13 protein-coding genes are annotated in these 15,917 nt (G+C 63.8%); 5 read left to right on the plus strand and 8 right to left on the minus strand.

Annotation, left to right across the window (positions count from 1 at the left end):
• The coding region (locus tag HFC70_RS26770) for a hypothetical protein (RefSeq protein ID WP_210259178.1) at nucleotides 1-265 on the minus strand (265 nt) is incomplete at its 3' end.
• Between HFC70_RS26770 and HFC70_RS07195 the strand changes: the two genes are divergently transcribed.
• The 3 genes from HFC70_RS07195 (at nucleotide 264) to HFC70_RS07205 (ending at nucleotide 1,488) form a co-directional block, all read left to right on the plus strand.
• The gene (locus tag HFC70_RS07195) at nucleotides 264-500 is read left to right on the plus strand and encodes a hypothetical protein (RefSeq protein WP_168472557.1); all 237 of its coding nucleotides are present in this window, start codon (nucleotides 264-266) and stop codon (nucleotides 498-500) included. The genes HFC70_RS26770 and HFC70_RS07195 overlap by 2 nt on opposite strands.
• 112 nt (nucleotides 501-612) lie before the next feature.
• Nucleotides 613-828, plus strand: a complete 216-nt coding sequence (locus HFC70_RS07200) for a hypothetical protein (protein WP_168472558.1) — start codon at nucleotides 613-615, stop codon at nucleotides 826-828.
• 210 nt (nucleotides 829-1,038) lie between these two features.
• Nucleotides 1,039-1,488, plus strand: coding sequence for a hypothetical protein (locus HFC70_RS07205; RefSeq protein WP_210259179.1), 450 nt, complete (start codon nucleotides 1,039-1,041; stop codon nucleotides 1,486-1,488).
• A gap of 28 nt (nucleotides 1,489-1,516) precedes the next feature.
• Here HFC70_RS07205 and HFC70_RS07210 read toward each other — a convergent pair whose 3' ends face one another.
• A complete protein-coding gene (locus tag HFC70_RS07210) occupies nucleotides 1,517-2,773 on the minus strand; it encodes an AGE family epimerase/isomerase (protein WP_168472560.1) in 1,257 nt (418 codons plus the stop codon).
• A gap of 184 nt (nucleotides 2,774-2,957) precedes the next feature.
• On the opposite strand from HFC70_RS07210, the gene metH reads away from it, so the two are divergent.
• Complete coding sequence (metH, locus tag HFC70_RS07215) at nucleotides 2,958-6,734, plus strand: methionine synthase (RefSeq protein ID WP_168472561.1); 3,777 nt, start codon at nucleotides 2,958-2,960, stop codon at nucleotides 6,732-6,734.
• 84 nt (nucleotides 6,735-6,818) lie between these two features.
• Here the strand turns inward: metH and HFC70_RS07220 are convergent, their stop codons facing one another.
• The 6 genes from HFC70_RS07220 to HFC70_RS07245 all read right to left on the minus strand — a co-directional run bounded on the left by HFC70_RS07220 (nucleotide 6,819) and on the right by HFC70_RS07245 (nucleotide 14,821).
• Nucleotides 6,819-7,730 carry a protein phosphatase 2C domain-containing protein gene (locus HFC70_RS07220; RefSeq protein WP_168472562.1) on the minus strand — a complete coding sequence of 304 codons (912 nt, stop codon included), beginning with the start codon at nucleotides 7,728-7,730 and terminating at the stop codon, nucleotides 6,819-6,821.
• Between the two features lie 72 nt (nucleotides 7,731-7,802).
• Nucleotides 7,803-8,588: a carnitinyl-CoA dehydratase gene (locus HFC70_RS07225; RefSeq protein WP_168472563.1), complete on the minus strand. Its 786-nt coding sequence runs from the start codon at nucleotides 8,586-8,588 to the stop codon at nucleotides 7,803-7,805.
• A 248-nt stretch (nucleotides 8,589-8,836) separates the two neighbouring features.
• Nucleotides 8,837-10,900: an acetate--CoA ligase family protein gene (locus HFC70_RS07230; protein ID WP_168472564.1), complete on the minus strand. Its 2,064-nt coding sequence runs from the start codon at nucleotides 10,898-10,900 to the stop codon at nucleotides 8,837-8,839.
• A 5-nt stretch (nucleotides 10,901-10,905) separates the two neighbouring features.
• A complete protein-coding gene (locus HFC70_RS07235) occupies nucleotides 10,906-12,066 on the minus strand; it encodes an acyl-CoA dehydrogenase family protein (protein ID WP_168472565.1) in 1,161 nt (386 codons plus the stop codon).
• A gap of 201 nt (nucleotides 12,067-12,267) precedes the next feature.
• On the minus strand, nucleotides 12,268-13,758 hold the full coding sequence (locus HFC70_RS07240) for a carnitine 3-dehydrogenase (protein WP_168472566.1): 1,491 nt from the start codon (nucleotides 13,756-13,758) through the stop codon (nucleotides 12,268-12,270).
• 160 nt (nucleotides 13,759-13,918) lie between these two features.
• Nucleotides 13,919-14,821 carry a 3-keto-5-aminohexanoate cleavage protein gene (locus HFC70_RS07245; protein WP_168472567.1) on the minus strand — a complete coding sequence of 301 codons (903 nt, stop codon included), beginning with the start codon at nucleotides 14,819-14,821 and terminating at the stop codon, nucleotides 13,919-13,921.
• A gap of 115 nt (nucleotides 14,822-14,936) precedes the next feature.
• Here HFC70_RS07245 and HFC70_RS07250 point away from each other — a divergent pair, with 115 nt between their 5' ends.
• Nucleotides 14,937-15,908 (plus strand): GlxA family transcriptional regulator, encoded by a 972-nt coding sequence (locus tag HFC70_RS07250; RefSeq protein WP_168472568.1) that lies wholly within the window; start codon nucleotides 14,937-14,939, stop codon nucleotides 15,906-15,908.
• Nucleotides 15,909-15,917: the final 9 nt, after the last annotated feature.

A 15,917-nucleotide genomic window follows, 5' to 3' on the forward strand; every position in this document is an offset into this window, starting at 1 on the left:
GGACGGGCCGGGCAGGCGGACGGGCGATGATCCGATTGGTACCGGCGCGCCATTTGAAGGGTGCAGCAGCAGAGATACCAGCCCGTACCGCAGATGGAAGCGGATGGCATCGAAATCCTGCCAGTTTCCCCGAGAGTGTTGCTCGGCGCGAGGCGAACATCAACGGACCGGCACCGGGGTCGATGCCTGTCGCGGCAATCAGCTTGACTTGCGGACAGTAATCGAACAAAAAGAGAACATTGCAACTGGAATCGGAATGCATCATGTCCCTGGCTGAAAAATACATCGTGCTGTCGTTCAAGAAGGTTCGCGGTGGCATTGCGCCGGGCGAGATGCGGCAGGCTTCCAATCCGGTTTCCGCCGAGAAGATCGCCGCTGCGATGGCCGACCGGCATGCCGGTGTTGCGGCCTATGCGGTTCAGGTCGACATGGAAAGCGGTGACATGACAAGCCCGCGCATCCTCTGCCAGTTCGGCGAGATTGCCGATATCGCGGCCTGATCGGCGTTTTAGACGCGATTTTTTCCGTCTCGCCACGTTTTCGCCATCGCCACGACATCTGCGCGTTACACCTTGTCGCTATTGTCTGGCTGCGACGGAGAACAAGCCGATGATGAATGACATGACAATGGCGGAAGTGCTGAGGGACCCCCTGATCCGGCAGATGCTGCGTGCCGATGGCATCTCGCTCAGCGATTTTGCATCCCTGCTTCAGAATGCGGCGCGGCAGAAAAGCGCCGACCGTAACGCGGCTTTGGTGGCTGCGGACAGGATGCCCTATTTTGTTCCAGCCCGGCCGGACGGCTGCTGCGTCGCATTGGCGCGGTAGGCAGCGGAAGAGCGACCGACACATTTCACTGCGGCCATCGCGAGATGGATCTGAGCGCTGTCGGCATGGTCGAGAGTGCTTCTTCGGACCCTTGATTGGCGGCAGCATGCAGCCGGTCGCCTTGCTTTGAGAGCGGGCAGGGGCCATGCTGGCCGGCATGGACAAGCGGAGGCCGGTGCGATTCTCGTTACCCTGAAAACAGTTCTGGCAATGGCCTGTATGCTGGTGTTGCCGGCGGGCCTCGCCGGGGCGCAAGATGTTGCCACGCCGCCGATCATGATGCTGAGCGGCAAATGCCTCAGGGTCATCGTCGGCGAACAGGACATGACGGCGGCCTGTTCCGGCAAGCTTGGGCGCACCGTGCTGGCCGACGGCCGGTCCGGCTTCTATTTCCTGCTCGGGCAGAACCATATCCTGACGTTTAGCGGCACGGATGTCATGCGGAAGAATGCCAAGGGCGCGTCGATCAAGGTCGACCGGCTGATCTTCAACGAGGGGCTGGAAACCAACAAGCCGAAGGTGCTGTCGGCGCGCGGCCAATGCACCTATGGCAATCCGTCCAAGGGACAGATCACCGTTCGCTGTTCCGGCTCGTTGCGCCAGGGCACGAAATTTTCCGCGTCCTTCCAGTCCGACGGAACGCCGCCGCAGCAGCCCTGACGGACGGCTGCGGCGACGCTTGGCTTGGTCAGAGCGTGCCGCCGGTCTCCGAGATCATCTTGGTCAGGCTACCATCGGCCGGGAAAAGCGGGATCAGGCAGGCCTGCAGGGCGTGGTAGATGTCGCCCTTGCCCGGAAACAGGCTGTTGGCGGGTTGCAGATCCTCGGTCAGTTCCTCATGCCACCCGCCGAAGGTCCGGTCGAGGCTGTGACTGGCGATGAAGCTCCAGATGCGGCGGTAGCTCTCTTCGTGGAAATCGCTGGGGCTGTGGGCATTGAGGAAATGGGCGGCGGCTGCCCCTTCGCAGAGCGGCCACCAGAGTTTTGATGTCTTGTCGGGCACATTGGCCCAGTCGAGCGTGTAGAAGAAGCCGCCCTTCTCCTTGTCCCAGCCGAGCGACATGGACTGGAAGAACAGGCCGCGGGCGGCCTCCGGCATCCAGTCGTGCCGCTTGCCGCCCAGCACCCAGAGTTGCAGCACGAGGCGGGCCCATTCCAGCCAATGGCCGGGCGTGGTGCCGGCCGGGCGGAACATTTCGTTCGGATGGTAATAGCTCCGGTCGACGGTCCACTGCTCGTTGAAATGTTCGGCGACTCGGAAGGCCTCATCACGGGCGCGGCGGTTGATGAGCAGATCGGCGATGCTTTCCGCCTTGTCGAGATAATGGCGCTCGCCCGTCGCCTCGAACGCGGCCATCAGCGCTTCGGTCAGGTGCATGTTGGAATTCTGGCCGCGATAGCCGGGGATCGGCTGCCAATCGGCGGAAAACTCCTCGGCGATGGCGCCATGGGCGGGCTCCCAGAATTTCGTGTCGAGCACGTCGGTGATATCGGCCAGCATGGCGTCCGCCAGCGGATGGCCGACCACCTTGGCGGAGGAGGCGGCCAGCAGCACGAAGGCATGGCCATAACCCTGCTTGGAGCTGTCGGCGGCCCCGGTGTCGTCGACCTGCCAGAAATAACCGCCATTCTGCGGGTCGCGATGGCGGTTCCACAGGAAGGACATGCCGTGGTCGACCATATCGGCCGAGCCCGGCCGGCCAAGCAGGTCGCCGATCGCGAAACAATGTACCATGCGGGCGCTGGCATGGATGCCGCGCAGCGGATTGTCGGTGGCAAGCGGCGCGCCTTGGCGATTGAGATCGTAAAAACCGCCCTTGGGGTTGAGGCTCGGCGCCTGAAAGAAATCGAACAGGCCGTCTGCCTGCTTCAGCAGCCATTTGCGGTGGTAGGAGCGGTTGCTCCAGAGCGCCGGCAAGGGGCTCGTGGTTGGCGTTTCGGTCATGCTGTCCTCCCGGCATGGTCTTATAATCGGTTGAAATCCTATATCGCCCGAGGTCCGGCTTGTCACCGCTCAACTTGCCTCTAGGTGAGGGCTATGATCTTGATGTTTCGCAAATGATATATTGACATAAAGATATCTTTATGTGAATTCGAAGTTGTCGCATTTGGAATAAAGGATTTCGCCCATGCTCGACGATCTGTTCGGTTCTCCCGATGCGAAGCGGGATGGCGCAGAGGTGTTTGCGGCGCTGAGAAAAGCGGCGCGCGAACGCATCCTCATTCTCGACGGTGCCATGGGCACGCAGATCCAGGGGCTGGGTTTCGACGAAGATCATTTCCGTGGCGAGCGATTTGTCGGCTGTGCCTGTCACCAGCAGGGCAATAACGACCTGCTGATCCTCAGCCAGCCCGATGCGATCGAAGAGATCCATTATCGCTATGCGATGGCCGGCGCCGATATTCTGGAAACCAATACCTTTTCCTCGACGCGCATTGCCCAGGCGGATTACCAGATGGAAGCGGCGGTCTATGACCTCAACCGTGACGGTGCGCTGCTGGTGCGACGGGCGGCCATGCGCGCCGAGCGGGAAGACGGCAAGCGCCGTTTCGTGGCCGGCGCGATCGGCCCGACCAACCGCACCGCCTCGATGTCGCCCGACGTCAACAATCCCGGCTACCGCGCTGTCTCCTTCGACGACCTGCGGCTGGCCTATGCCGAGCAGATCGACGGCCTGATCGACGGCGGCGCCGATATCATCCTGATCGAGACGATTTTTGACACGCTGAATGCCAAGGCGGCGATCTTTGCCTGCGAGGAGCGCTTTGTCGAAAAGGGTATCCGCCTGCCGGTGATGATATCCGGCACGATCACCGATCTCTCCGGCCGCACGCTGTCGGGCCAGACGCCGTCGGCCTTCTGGAACTCGGTGCGCCATGCCCGGCCGTTCACCATTGGGCTGAACTGCGCGCTCGGCGCCGACGCCATGCGGCCGCATCTGCAGGAATTGTCGGGGGCTGCCGACACCTTCATCTGCGCCTATCCGAATGCCGGCCTGCCGAACGAGTTCGGCCAGTATGACGAGAGCCCGGAGGACATGGCGCGGCAGATCGAGGGTTTTGCCCGCGACGGCCTGGTCAATGTGGTCGGCGGCTGCTGCGGCTCGACGCCCGAGCATATCAGGGCGATTGCCGAGGCCGTTGCACCGTTCAAGCCGCGCGAGGTGCCGGAGCACCGGCCGTTCATGTCGCTGTCGGGGCTGGAGCCCTTCGTGCTGACCAAGGACATTCCCTTCGTCAATGTCGGCGAGCGCACTAATGTCACGGGATCTGCCAAGTTCCGCAAGCTGATCACCGCCGGCGACTATTCGGCTGCCCTGGTGGTTGCCCGCGACCAGGTGGAAAACGGCGCGCAGATCATCGACATCAACATGGACGAAGGCCTGATCGACAGTGAAAAGGCCATGGTCGAGTTCCTCAACCTGATCGCTGCCGAGCCGGATATCGCCCGCGTTCCTGTGATGATCGACAGTTCGAAGTTCCAGATCATCGAGGCGGGTCTGAAATGCGTGCAGGGCAAGGCGATCGTCAATTCGATCTCCATGAAGGAGGGCGAGGAGGCCTTCGTCAAACAGGCGAAACTGGTGCGCAATTATGGTGCTGCGGTGGTCGTCATGGCCTTCGACGAGAAGGGCCAGGCCGATACCTACGAGCGCAAGGTGGAGATCTGTACGCGCGCCTATGAGCTGCTGACCCAGGAGGCGGGGTTTGCGCCGGAAGACATCATCTTCGACCCCAATGTCTTTGCCGTCGCCACCGGCATCGAGGAGCACAACAATTACGGCGTCGACTTCATCGAGGCGACGCGCACGATCCGCCAGAACATGCCGCTGGTGCATATATCCGGCGGTGTCTCCAACCTGTCCTTCTCGTTCCGCGGCAACGAACCGGTGCGCGAGGCCATGCATGCGGTGTTCCTCTATCATGCGATCCAGGCCGGCATGGACATGGGCATCGTCAATGCCGGCCAGCTGGCGGTCTATGAGAGCATCGACCCGGAGCTGCGCGAGGCCTGCGAGGACGTGGTGCTCAACCGCCGCGACGATTCCACCGAACGGCTGCTGGAGATTGCCGAGCGCTATCGCGGCACCGGCGAGAAGCAGGTCCGCGCCCAGGACATGAGCTGGCGCGAACTGCCGGTCGCCAAGCGGCTGGAACATGCGCTGGTCAACGGCATCACCGAATTCATCGATGCCGACACCGAAGAGGCACGGCTTTCGGTCGAGCGGCCGCTGCATGTCATCGAAGGACCGCTGATGGCCGGCATGAATGTCGTCGGCGACCTGTTCGGCGCGGGCAAGATGTTCCTGCCGCAGGTGGTCAAATCGGCCCGCGTCATGAAGCAGGCGGTGGCCGTGCTGCTGCCCTACATGGAGGCGGAAAAGCTGGCCAATGGCGGCAGTGGCGAGCGCGAGGCGGCCGGCAAGGTGCTGATGGCGACCGTCAAGGGCGACGTGCACGATATCGGCAAGAACATCGTCGGCGTGGTTCTGGCCTGCAACAATTACGACATCATCGATCTGGGCGTCATGGTGCCGGTCACCAAGATCTTCGAGACGGCGATCCGCGAGAAGGTCGATATCATCGGCCTGTCGGGCCTCATCACCCCGTCGCTCGACGAGATGGTGCATGTCGCCGCCGAGATGGAGCGGCAGGGCTTTTCCATTCCGCTGCTGATCGGCGGGGCGACGACCAGCCGCGTGCACACGGCGGTGAAGATCAGCCCGCAATACAAGGCTGGCCAGGCGGTCTATGTGACCGATGCCAGCCGCGCCGTCGGCGTCGTCTCGGCGCTGCTGTCACCGGATAGCAAGCAAAGCTATGTCGAAACGATCCGCGCCGAATATGCCAAGGTGGCCGAGGCCCATGCCCGCAACGAGCGCGACAAGCAGCGCCTGCCGCTTGCCAAGGCGCGCGACAATGCCGCCCGGCTGGACTGGTCGGGCTACGCGCCCGTCAAGCCGTCGTTCTTCGGCACCAAGGTGTTCGAGGATTACGATCTGGCCGATCTGGCGCAGTATATCGACTGGACGCCGTTCTTCCAGACCTGGGAGCTGAAGGGACGGTATCCGGCCATCCTGCAGGACGAGGCGCAGGGCGAGGCGGCGCGCCAGCTGTTTGCCGATGCGCAGGCCATGCTGTCGAAAATCATCTCGGAAAAATGGTTCCGGCCGCGCGCCGTGGTCGGCTTCTGGCCGGCCAATACCAGCGGCGATGATATCCATCTCTACGCCAGCGACGACCGAGGCGAGGCGCTGGCCACCTTCTACACGCTGCGCCAGCAGCTGTCGAAACGCGATGGCCGGCCGAATGTGGCGCTCAGCGATTTCGTGGCGCCGAAGGACAGCGGCGTGGCCGATTATATCGGCGGCTTCGTGGTAACGGCGGGCTTTGAGGAAATCGCCATTGCCGAGCGTTTCGAGCGGGCCAATGACGATTATTCCTCGATCCTCGTCAAGGCGCTGGCCGACCGCTTCGCCGAAGCCTTTGCCGAGGCCATGCACCAGCGGGTGCGGCGCGAGTTCTGGGGCTATGCACCGGACGAGACGCTGGCGCCGGAAGAGCTGATCGGCGAAACCTATGCCGGCATCCGCCCGGCGCCGGGCTATCCGGCCCAGCCCGACCATACCGAAAAGGCGACGCTGTTTGCGCTGCTCGATGCAGAAGCGGCGACCGGCGTGACTCTCACCGAAAGCTACGCCATGTGGCCCGGCTCCTCGGTCTCCGGCCTCTATATCGGCCATCCCGACAGCTACTATTTCGGCGTCGCCAAGGTCGAGCGCGACCAGGTGGAAGATTATGCGGCCCGTAAGGGCATGCCGGTCGCCAAGGTCGAGCGCTGGCTGGGGCCGGTGCTGAACTATGTGCCGAAGCCGGCGGGGGACGTGGTGGAGGATGCGGCGTGATGAGGGGCTTGGGGCTGCTTTGCGCTTAAGAGATTGATTCAACGACCTTGGTATCTGAATCATCCTGTTGGTCCAAGGCCTTGTTTAGAAACGAAAATCCCGAAGCGGACTATTCGCCTCCACGCTCAGCCGCAACAATATCGCCGTCGTATCGTCGCTCTGCTTGAAGCGTGGATATTGCAATCCGTCCGGGTCGAGTTCTCGTTCGAAATGGCGGAGTTCGGCGACCAGAGCGGCGAGGCCTTTGTCCATGGCGGCGCGAACCAGCGAACCGGCATCATAGGCTTTGTAGAGGGCGACGAGATCGGCCAGGCCATCCGAGCAGAGCAGGGCAGTGGCACCGCCGCCAGACACGGGCACGTCGACCATAACCAGATGATCGGCGGCTTCCGGCACGATGCCGAAGGTCCAGGTGAAACCGTCGGGCGTGTTCTGCAGGGCGCGGCCGCGGCGCAGGTCTTCGAGGGTTTGCGGATCGCTGTTGGCGCTGCCTGTTGCGCCGATGCCGCCGAGGCGGGCGATGTGTTCGGCGGCGCGGTGCTGCTCCCATTCATAGGCGCCGGGAATGGGGATGACGAAGTCGCTCGTGCCGCCATCGTGCAGCAGGTAGAGGCAGCTGTCGCCGAGGCCGAAATACTGGAAGCCGGTCGGCGTGGTGCGCAGCGCCGTCAGGCTGCAGAGCGGCCAGGCATAGCGCGGCTGGTCGCCGGCAATGGCCAGGAAGGTGTCGCGGGCTTCCGCCGAGATGGCGCGCAGGATGTCTCGGGGATCGGCATGAGCGTCCAGCCGCTGCGTCAGCCGCTCCGTGCCGAACTCGGCGATCCAGGCGGCATCCGAGCCATAGCCGTCGATGAACTGACGGTCGCCCAGCCCCGTCGCGCCATCCAGCACGAAGGCGGCATCGGCATTGTGACCGAAACGGTCCTCATTCGGCCGGCCGGGTTTGCCGGCGTCGGTGATGGTGTCGAGAACGGTGAGGCGACAGGGTTGCGGCATGAAAGGGACTCGTGTGGGGGAGCAATGACCTCAGACTATCGGCCCGATCCCGGTTGGCAAAGTGCCTAAACCCTATTTGCCCTTCCACACCGGATCGCGCTTTTCCGCAAAGGCGCGGGCGCCTTCCAATTGGTCCTCGCTGGAATAGAGCACGTCGACGGTCTTCAATTGCCGGCGGGTGACTTTGTTCATGGTGTCCTGGAATTTGGACCCTTCCGCCTCGCGCACCACTTCCTTGATGGCGGCATAGACCAGCGGCGGGCCGCTTTCGAGCAGGCGGGCGAGCGCCCAGGCGCGGTCCATGAGCTTGTCGGCCGGCAGGATCTCGTTGACGAAACCCCAGCGGTGGCCTTCCTGGACATCAAGCCAGCGGCCGGTCAGAAGCATGTCCATGGCGATGTGATAGGGGATGCGCTTCGGCAGCTTGATCGAGGCGGCATCGGCGACCGTGCCGGAGCGGATTTCCGGCAGCGCGAAGGTGGCGTGCTCGGCGGCCAGGATGAGATCGGCCGACAGAGCGATCTCGAAGCCGCCGCCGCAGCAGATGCCGTTGATGGCGGCGATGACAGGCTTGTTGAGGTCGCGCAGCTCCTGCAGGCCGCCGAAGCCGCCGACGCCATAATCGCCATCGACCGCATCGCCCCCGGCGGCGGCCTTCAGATCCCAGCCGGCACAGAAGAACTTTTCGCCGGCCGCGGTGATGATGGCGACGCGCAGGGTCTCGTCATCGCGAAAATCCCGAAAGATCTCGCCCATCTGCCGGCTGGTGACGAGATCGATGGCATTGGCCTTCGGCCGATCGATGGTGACCTCGAGAATGCCGCCCTCGCGGCGGGTTTTGATGGGGGTGTCGGTCATGATGGTCTCCCTGGTTATTTCGTTGTGTGCGGGGACACCCCCCTCTCTGTCCTGCCGGACATCTCCCCCACACGGGGGGAGATCGCCTTGCCGCTGATGCCGTGCCTCAATCCCGCGGTGTTGGCCCTAGACTACGTTCGCGTTTGGGCAAGACGGTCACTCCATCCTATCTCCCTCCGTGTGGGGAGATGTCCGGCAGGACAGAGGGGGGTAAAACCGCTGCCGCCAGCACTGCCATAAACCTCATCCTACACGCGCATCCTGACCAGCGCATCCACCGCGACGACGCCCTGTCCCTCGGGCAGGACCATCAGCGGGTTGATGTCGAGTTCCTCGATCTCAGCGGCATGAGCGGTGACGAAATCGGCGGCGGCGGAGACGGCGTTGACGAGGGCCGCTAGGTCGCCCTTCGGCTGGCCGCGATAGCCGTTCAGCAATGTCGAGATCTTCAGGCCGGCGATTGTCCTCTCGATCTCGGCTTTGGTGGTCGGCAGGGTGATGACGGCGGAATCGTCGAGCAGTTCGACCAGAATGCCGCCGGCGCCGATGGTCAGCACCGGGCCTGCGACCGGATCGCGCAGCGCGCCAAGGATCAGTTCGGCAACCGGTTTGGCGGCCATGCGCTCGACGAGATAGCCGTCAGCGACCGCGGCCATGGAGCGGGCGGCGGCGATGACCTCGGCTTCGCTCGACAGGTTGAGCCGGACTGCGCCGGCCTCGGTCTTGTGGGCGACGCCCGAGCCCTTGAGCGCCACCGGGAAACCGATCGCCGTTGCGGCCTTGGCGGCGTCTTCCGGCGCTTCGGCAAAACGTCCGAGCGGTACGGGAAGCCCGAAGGGGCTCAGCACCCGTTTGCTGTCATATTCGCTGAGCGTCACCGCTTCGCCGGAGGCGAGGCCGGAGCTAAGGAGCGGGGCAGGCAGCGGTGCGGCCCAGGCCCGATGGATGCCATGGGCGATCTCGGCGGCGGCAAGCGCCTCGTCGATGCCGGAAAACGGCGTCACGCCGGCAGCCACCAGCCGTTCGGCGATCACCTCCGGCATATTTTCCGCCATGCTGGCCACAACGCCGGCATTGGCGCCGGTGGTTTGTGCCGCGGCGATCACCGCGTCGACGGTGGTCACCCAGTCCAAGGGATCGCAGCGGTCAGCGCGGGGAAAGTCGAGCACGACAAGATTCAGGGCATAATCGCCCTGCATCATGGTGGTGAAGGCGGCGGTCTGGCGGTCGAGATTGCCCCAGACGAAGGTGTGGTAATCGAGCGGATTGGAGATCGTCACCATCTCGCCGAGGATCTCGCGCAGCGGCTGGCGCTGCTCATCCTTCAGGTCGCGGAAGTGGATGCGGCGGCCGGTGCCGGCATCGGCGATCAGCGAGGCCTCGCCGCCCGAACAGCTCATCGAGGAGATGGAATTGCTCATAAGCGGGCCTGCGACATGCAGCAGTTTCAGGGTTTCCAGCAGTTCGGGAAGCGTCTCGACCTGGCCGATGCCGAAACGGGCCAGTACCGCCGAGGAGACCTTGTGATTGCCGGCCAGCGATGCGGTATGGGACACCGTCGCCTTGCGGGCGGCCTCCGATTTGCCGACCTTCAGCGCGATGACAGGTTTTTTCAGCTCGCGGGCGCGGCTGCCCAGTCTCTCCAGCGTGGCGAGGTCGTCGAAACCTTCGATATGCAGGCCGACCGCCGTGACGCGCGGGTCTTCGAGTGCGGCCAGCGCCAGTGCCGACAGGCCCGTCTGCGCCTGGTTGCCGGCAGTCATCAGATAGGCGAGCGGCAGGCCGCGCTGCTGCATGGAAATGTTGCAGGCGATGTTGGAGCTTTGGGTCAGCACCGCCACGCCGCGGTTCTGGCGCTGCATGCCGTGCTGGTCGGGCCAGAGCAGGGCGCCGTCGAGCATGTTGATGAAGCCGTAGCAATTGGGGCCGACGACCGGCATGTCGCCGGCGGCTTCGACCAGCCTGGCCTGCAGTTCATCGCCATCGGGCAGTTCCTTGACCGCTTCGGAAAAGCCCGAAGCGTAGCAGATCGCCCCGCCGGCGCCGATCCCGGCCAGCGCGCCGATGATCTCGATGGTGAGCATCCGGTTGACGCCGACGAAGCTGGCATCGGGGGCGGCCGGCAGGTCGGCGACCGTGCGATAACATTTCCGGCCGAGAATCTCGTCGAGTTTCGGATGCACCGGCCAGATGGCGCCGGCAAACCCCATCTTGTCGCATTGCTCGATGACCCGCCGCGCCTCCTTGCCGCCGAACACGGCGATGGAGGTGGGGCGGATGAGGCGGGAGAGGTCTTTCGGCATATGCCTCATACCGCTCACGCTCCAAACGGCCGCAGCAGATCGCGGCTGATGATGTGGCGCTGGATCTCGGAAGTGCCGTCCCAGATGCGCTCGACGCGGGCGTCGCGCCAGAAGCGGGCGAGCGGCAGGTCGTCCATCAGGCCCATGCCGCCATAGATCTGGATGGCCTCGTCGGTGACGCGGGCCAGCATTTCCGACGCGTAGAGTTTTGCCGAGGCGATTTCGCGATTGGCCGGAAGCTTCTGATCCAGCCGCCAGGCGGCAGCCAGCGTCAGCCAGTCGGCGGCATCGATTTCGGTGATCATGTCGGCCAGCTTGAAGGAGACGCCCTGGTTGGCGCCGATCGGCTTGCCGAACTGTTTGCGCTCGGCGGCATAGGGCAAAGCCAGATCGAAGACGCGGCGCGCCCGGCCGACGCAGGTGGCGGCAACCGTGATGCGGGTGGCATGGAGCCAGTCATTGGCGATGTCGAAGCCCTTGTGCACTTCGCCGAGGATCTGGGCCGAGGGCAGGCGGCAATCGTCGAAGGTGAGGATGCAGTTCTTGTAGCCGCGATGGGAGACGGAGGAATAGCCTTCGCGGATCTCGAAGCCTGGCGTGCCACGATCGACCAGGAAACAGGTAATCTTCTTTTTCGGGCCGCGCGGCGTGTCTTCTTCGCCGGTGGCGATGAAGACGATGACGAAATCGGCGATATTGGCATGGCTGATGAAATGCTTGGTGCCGTTGACGATCCAGTCGTCGCCGTCGGGCCTGGCAAAACATTTCATGCCGCGCACGTCGGAACCGGCATCCGGCTCGGTCATCGCCAGCGCATCGAATTTTTCGCCGCTGACGGCGGGCAGAAGATAGCGTTGGCGCTGCTCGTCATTGCAGGCCATCAGGATGCCCGAGGGGCGGCCGAAGAATACGGTGAGGCCCATCGAGGCGCGGCCGAGTTCGCGCTCGACCAGCGTGAAGGTCAGGTGATCCAGACCGGCGCCGCCGACCTCTTCGGGGAAATTGCAGCCGAAGAAGCCGATCTCCTTGCATTTGCGGGCGATGTCCTGACCGAGCTCCGGCGGAACGATGCCGGTGCGCTCGACCTCGTCCTCATGGGGATAGATCTCCGTCTCGACGAAATCGCGGACCGTCTTGACGATCATCTCCTGTTCGTCGGTCAGTGCGAAGTTCATGGCTGCTCCTCCTGATTTTTATGGTCTGCTGCCCCTCATCCCCGGCGCAACGTGTTGCGCCTGACCTGCCGGCACCTTCTCCCCGTAAACGGGGAGAAGAGATCCGCGGCTCCCTCTTGCACCGTAGCTCTGCTCAAGGCAGGTCCCCTCTCCCCGTTTACGAGGAGAGGGCTAGGGTGAGGGGCTGCCTTGCCGTGTCCGTTACCGCTTCTGTCCAACGGCGCGTCCGACACCGTCCGGCTTCGGCAGGCCGGCATGGGCTTCGGCGATAGCGGTAACCCTGGTCAGCACGTCGGGCAGGGCGGCGACGGATTTGCCGGCCTTGCTGTCGACATGCAGCATCATCTGTTCGGCGGTGGCAATGGCCACGTTTGTGTCGGCATTGTAGATCGTCGAGAAGATGTGCAGGCGTTTGTCATCGACCGAGAGAATCTGGCAGGTCGAATAGAGCGCCTCACCGAGTCTCGCTTCACCCAGATGCCGGATATGGGTTTCGACGGTGTAATAGCTGTGGCCGTTCTTGACATAGTCGAGATCGACGCCGATCAGCCGCAGCAGGCCGTCGGAGGTATCGCCGAACACCTGCAGATAACGATGCTCGGTCATGTGGCCGTTATAGTCGACCCAGGCGGCATTGACGCGGGTGTCGATGATGCGCAGCGGCTTGGCCTCGCCGAGATCGGCGGCAGGCTTTTCGGCCTCGGCCCAGAGGCGGGCCTCGAAATCGGCCAGCAGCTTGCCGGCACCCCAGCCGGCGCCGCCATTGCCGCCCTTCAGCGCCTGCATGATGCCGACCAGGTTCTCGTCGCGGATGCGCTCCAGCTCGCGGATCGAGCGGCCGGCGGCCTGGGCATCCGACTGCGCGCCGATCTTTTCCACCAGTTCGTCGGTAAGATCGACGACATCGGTGAACTTGGTCCAGGGCCATTTCAAGCATGGGCCGAACTGCGCGAGGAAATGGCGCATGCCGGCCTCGCCGCCGGCAATGCGATAGGTCTCGAACAGGCCCATCTGCGCCCAGCGCATGCCGAAGGAATAGCGCATGACATTGTCGAGGGTCTCGGTGTCGCAGATGTCGTCCTTAATCAGCCACAGCGCTTCGCGCCACAGGGCCTCCAGCAGGCGGTCACCGACAAAGGCCTCGATCTCCTTCTGGATGACGACGCCCTTCATGCCGATCTGCTCGACGCCGGTCATGGCGCGGGCGATCGTCTCCGGCGTCGTCTTGCTGCCGCCGACCAGTTCGACCAGCGGCAGCAGGTAGACCGGGTTATAGGGATGGGCGACGAACAGGCGCTCGGGATGGGCCATGTCGCGCTGCAGGTCGCTTGGCAGCAGGCCCGAGGTGGAGGAGCCGATCAGCGCGGTCGGGTTGGCGACGGCATCGATTTCGGTGATCACGCCGCGCTTCAGGTCGAGGCGCTCGGGCACGCTTTCCTGAATCCACTCAGCGCCTTCGACAGCTTCGTGAATGCTGTTGCGGAAGGTGAGGGTGCCCTTTTTCGGCAGGGGCGCCATGGTCAGCAGCTTGTAGGCGCGCTCGGCATTGGCGAGCACCTCGCCGACGATGCGGGCCGCCTCCGGATGCGGATCGAACATCGCCACATCGATGCCGGCCAGCAGAAAGCGCGCCGCCCAGGCCCCGCCGATAACCCCGCCGCCGATGCAGGCGGCTTTTTTGATCTTGGTCATGAATTCACCTTCCATGAAGAGAGCGCACGGCCTGGCCCCTCACCCTGACCCTCTCCCCGCAGGCGGGGAGAGGGGAAAGAGACGCTGCGGCATATGCCTTCTCCCCGTCTGGACGGGGAGAAGGTGCCGGCAGGCGGATGAGGGGCGGCCGCACGAGACATTACCGCTTCGTCAGCTTCAGTTTTTCCCGCACCTCGGCCGGCCCGATGATCCTAGCACCCATGCCTTCGATGACGGTGACGGCTTTTTCGACCAGTTGCGCATTGGTGGCGAGCTGGCCCTTGCCGATATAGAGATTGTCCTCAAGCCCGACGCGCACATTGCCGCCGGCCAGCACCGCTGCGGCCGGGTAGGCCAGCGCATTGCGGCCGATCGAGAAGGCCGAGAAGGTCCAGTGTGCCGGCACGTTGTTGACCATGGCCATGAAGGTATTCAAATCGTCCGGCGCGCCCCAGGGAATGCCCATGCAGAGCTGGATCAGCACCGGATCCTCGATCAGGCCTTCCTCGACCAGTTGCTTGGCAAACCACAGATGGCCGGTATCGAAGGCCTCGATTTCCGGGCGCACGCCGAGATCGGTCATCATCTTGGCCATGGCGCGCAGCATCGACGGCGTGTTGGTCATCACGTAGTCGCCGAGCGAAAAGTTCATGGTGCCGCAGTCGAGCGTGCAGATTTCCGGCAGGCATTCGGCGACGTGGCTGACGCGCTCGGTGGCGCCGGCCATGTCGGTGCCCTTCGGGTTCAATGGCAGGGGATTTTCGACATTGCCGAAGATCAGGTCACCGCCCATGCCGGCGGTAAGGTTCAGGACGACATCGACATCGGCGGCGCGGATGCGGTCGGTCACTTCTCGGTAGAGGTCATTGCGCCGGGAGGCGGCACCGGTCTCCGGGTCGCGGACATGGCAGTGCACCACCGCGGCGCCGGCCTTGGCCGCATCGATGGCGCTTTCGGCGATCTGCTTGGGGGTGATCGGCACATGGCTCGATTTCGAGACCGTGTCGCCGGCGCCGGTGACGGCACAGGTGATGAAAACGTCGCGGTTCATGGTCAAAGGCACGGGGTAAGCTCTCCCTTTTTGGTGAGGGTATTACGGGCCAAATTTTTAGCGCATGCTTTGCAGATTTGGTGCTAAACTGTACATTATCGGAAATAGCAGGGAAGGCGGAGAGTCCATGAACGGCCCATCCGGGGAAACGCTTGCCGTCGATATCCTGGTTCTGCCGGAGACCAACCTGATCCTGGTGGCCTCCGTCATCGAGCCGATGCGTGCGGCCAACCGGATCTCCGGGCTCGATCTCTACGACTGGCGGATCTTCAGTCCGGATGGTGCTGCGATCGAGACGCGCAGCCATATTCCGATCCCGGTCGATGGGCCTTTCCGGCCGGCACGCGAGACGGGACCGCTATTCGTGTTGTCGAGCTATAACTGGCAGCGCAGCGCCACGCCGCAGCTGAAAATGCTGCTGTCGCAGACGGCGCGGCATCGCTCCGTCGTGGCCGGCATCGAATCCGGCACCTGGCTTCTGGCGGAGGCGTCATTGCTGGACGGGTTTGCCGCGACCACCCATTGGGAGGATTTCGACGAGTTCGCGGCCGCCTATCCGCAGATCGCCGCTGTCCGCGAGCGTTACGTGATCGACGGCAAGCGGATCACCACGGGCGGATCGCTGCCGACGCTCGACCTGATGCTGGAGCTGATCCGGCGGCGGCATGGCTACTCGCTGGCGCTCGAGGTGTCGCGGCTGTTCATCTACGAGCAGGCCAGTGCATCCGGCGAGACCTCGGCGCGTCCCTCGACCGGCAGCATGCGCATGGCCGATCCGCGGGTGAGCCTCGCGGTGCGGCTGATGGAGGAGACCATCGAACAACCGCTGACGCTGGCAAGGCTTGCAAAACGCATCGGCATCAGCGCCCGCCATCTGCAGACGCTGTTCCTGGAAACCATCGGCGTGCCGCCGCATGTGCACTATCTGGCGCTAAGGCTCAATGCGGCCCGGCGCAAGGTGATCGAGACGCGGCTGGCCTTTGCCGATATCGCAGCGCTTTGCGGCTTCAACTCGGCCTCGGCCTTCGCCCGCAGCTATCGCGAGCACTATCACGAAAGTGCCTCGGAGACCCGGCGGCGGCTGCGCGCCGGGACATAGTGTCCGGTT

The organism is Agrobacterium sp. a22-2 (genome assembly GCF_012276985.1).
Taxonomy (GTDB): domain Bacteria; phylum Pseudomonadota; class Alphaproteobacteria; order Rhizobiales; family Rhizobiaceae; genus Allorhizobium.

What these genes read in the sequence shown, in the direction of transcription:
- HFC70_RS07195 (WP_168472557.1), top strand. Translation starts at nt 264, where the DNA reads ATGTCCCTGGCTGAAAAATACATCGTGCTGTCGTTCAAGAAGGTTCGC.
- HFC70_RS07200 (WP_168472558.1), top strand. Translation starts at nt 613, where the DNA reads ATGAATGACATGACAATGGCGGAAGTGCTGAGGGACCCCCTGATCCGG.
- HFC70_RS07205 (WP_210259179.1), top strand. Translation starts at nt 1,039, where the DNA reads ATGGCCTGTATGCTGGTGTTGCCGGCGGGCCTCGCCGGGGCGCAAGAT.
- HFC70_RS07210 (WP_168472560.1), bottom strand. Translation starts at nt 2,773, where the DNA reads ATGACCGAAACGCCAACCACGAGCCCCTTGCCGGCGCTCTGGAGCAAC.
- metH (WP_168472561.1), top strand. Translation starts at nt 2,958, where the DNA reads ATGCTCGACGATCTGTTCGGTTCTCCCGATGCGAAGCGGGATGGCGCA.
- HFC70_RS07220 (WP_168472562.1), bottom strand. Translation starts at nt 7,730, where the DNA reads ATGCCGCAACCCTGTCGCCTCACCGTTCTCGACACCATCACCGACGCC.
- HFC70_RS07225 (WP_168472563.1), bottom strand. Translation starts at nt 8,588, where the DNA reads ATGACCGACACCCCCATCAAAACCCGCCGCGAGGGCGGCATTCTCGAG.
- HFC70_RS07230 (WP_168472564.1), bottom strand. Translation starts at nt 10,900, where the DNA reads ATGAGGCATATGCCGAAAGACCTCTCCCGCCTCATCCGCCCCACCTCC.
- HFC70_RS07235 (WP_168472565.1), bottom strand. Translation starts at nt 12,066, where the DNA reads ATGAACTTCGCACTGACCGACGAACAGGAGATGATCGTCAAGACGGTC.
- HFC70_RS07240 (WP_168472566.1), bottom strand. Translation starts at nt 13,758, where the DNA reads ATGACCAAGATCAAAAAAGCCGCCTGCATCGGCGGCGGGGTTATCGGC.
- HFC70_RS07250 (WP_168472568.1), top strand. Translation starts at nt 14,937, where the DNA reads ATGAACGGCCCATCCGGGGAAACGCTTGCCGTCGATATCCTGGTTCTG.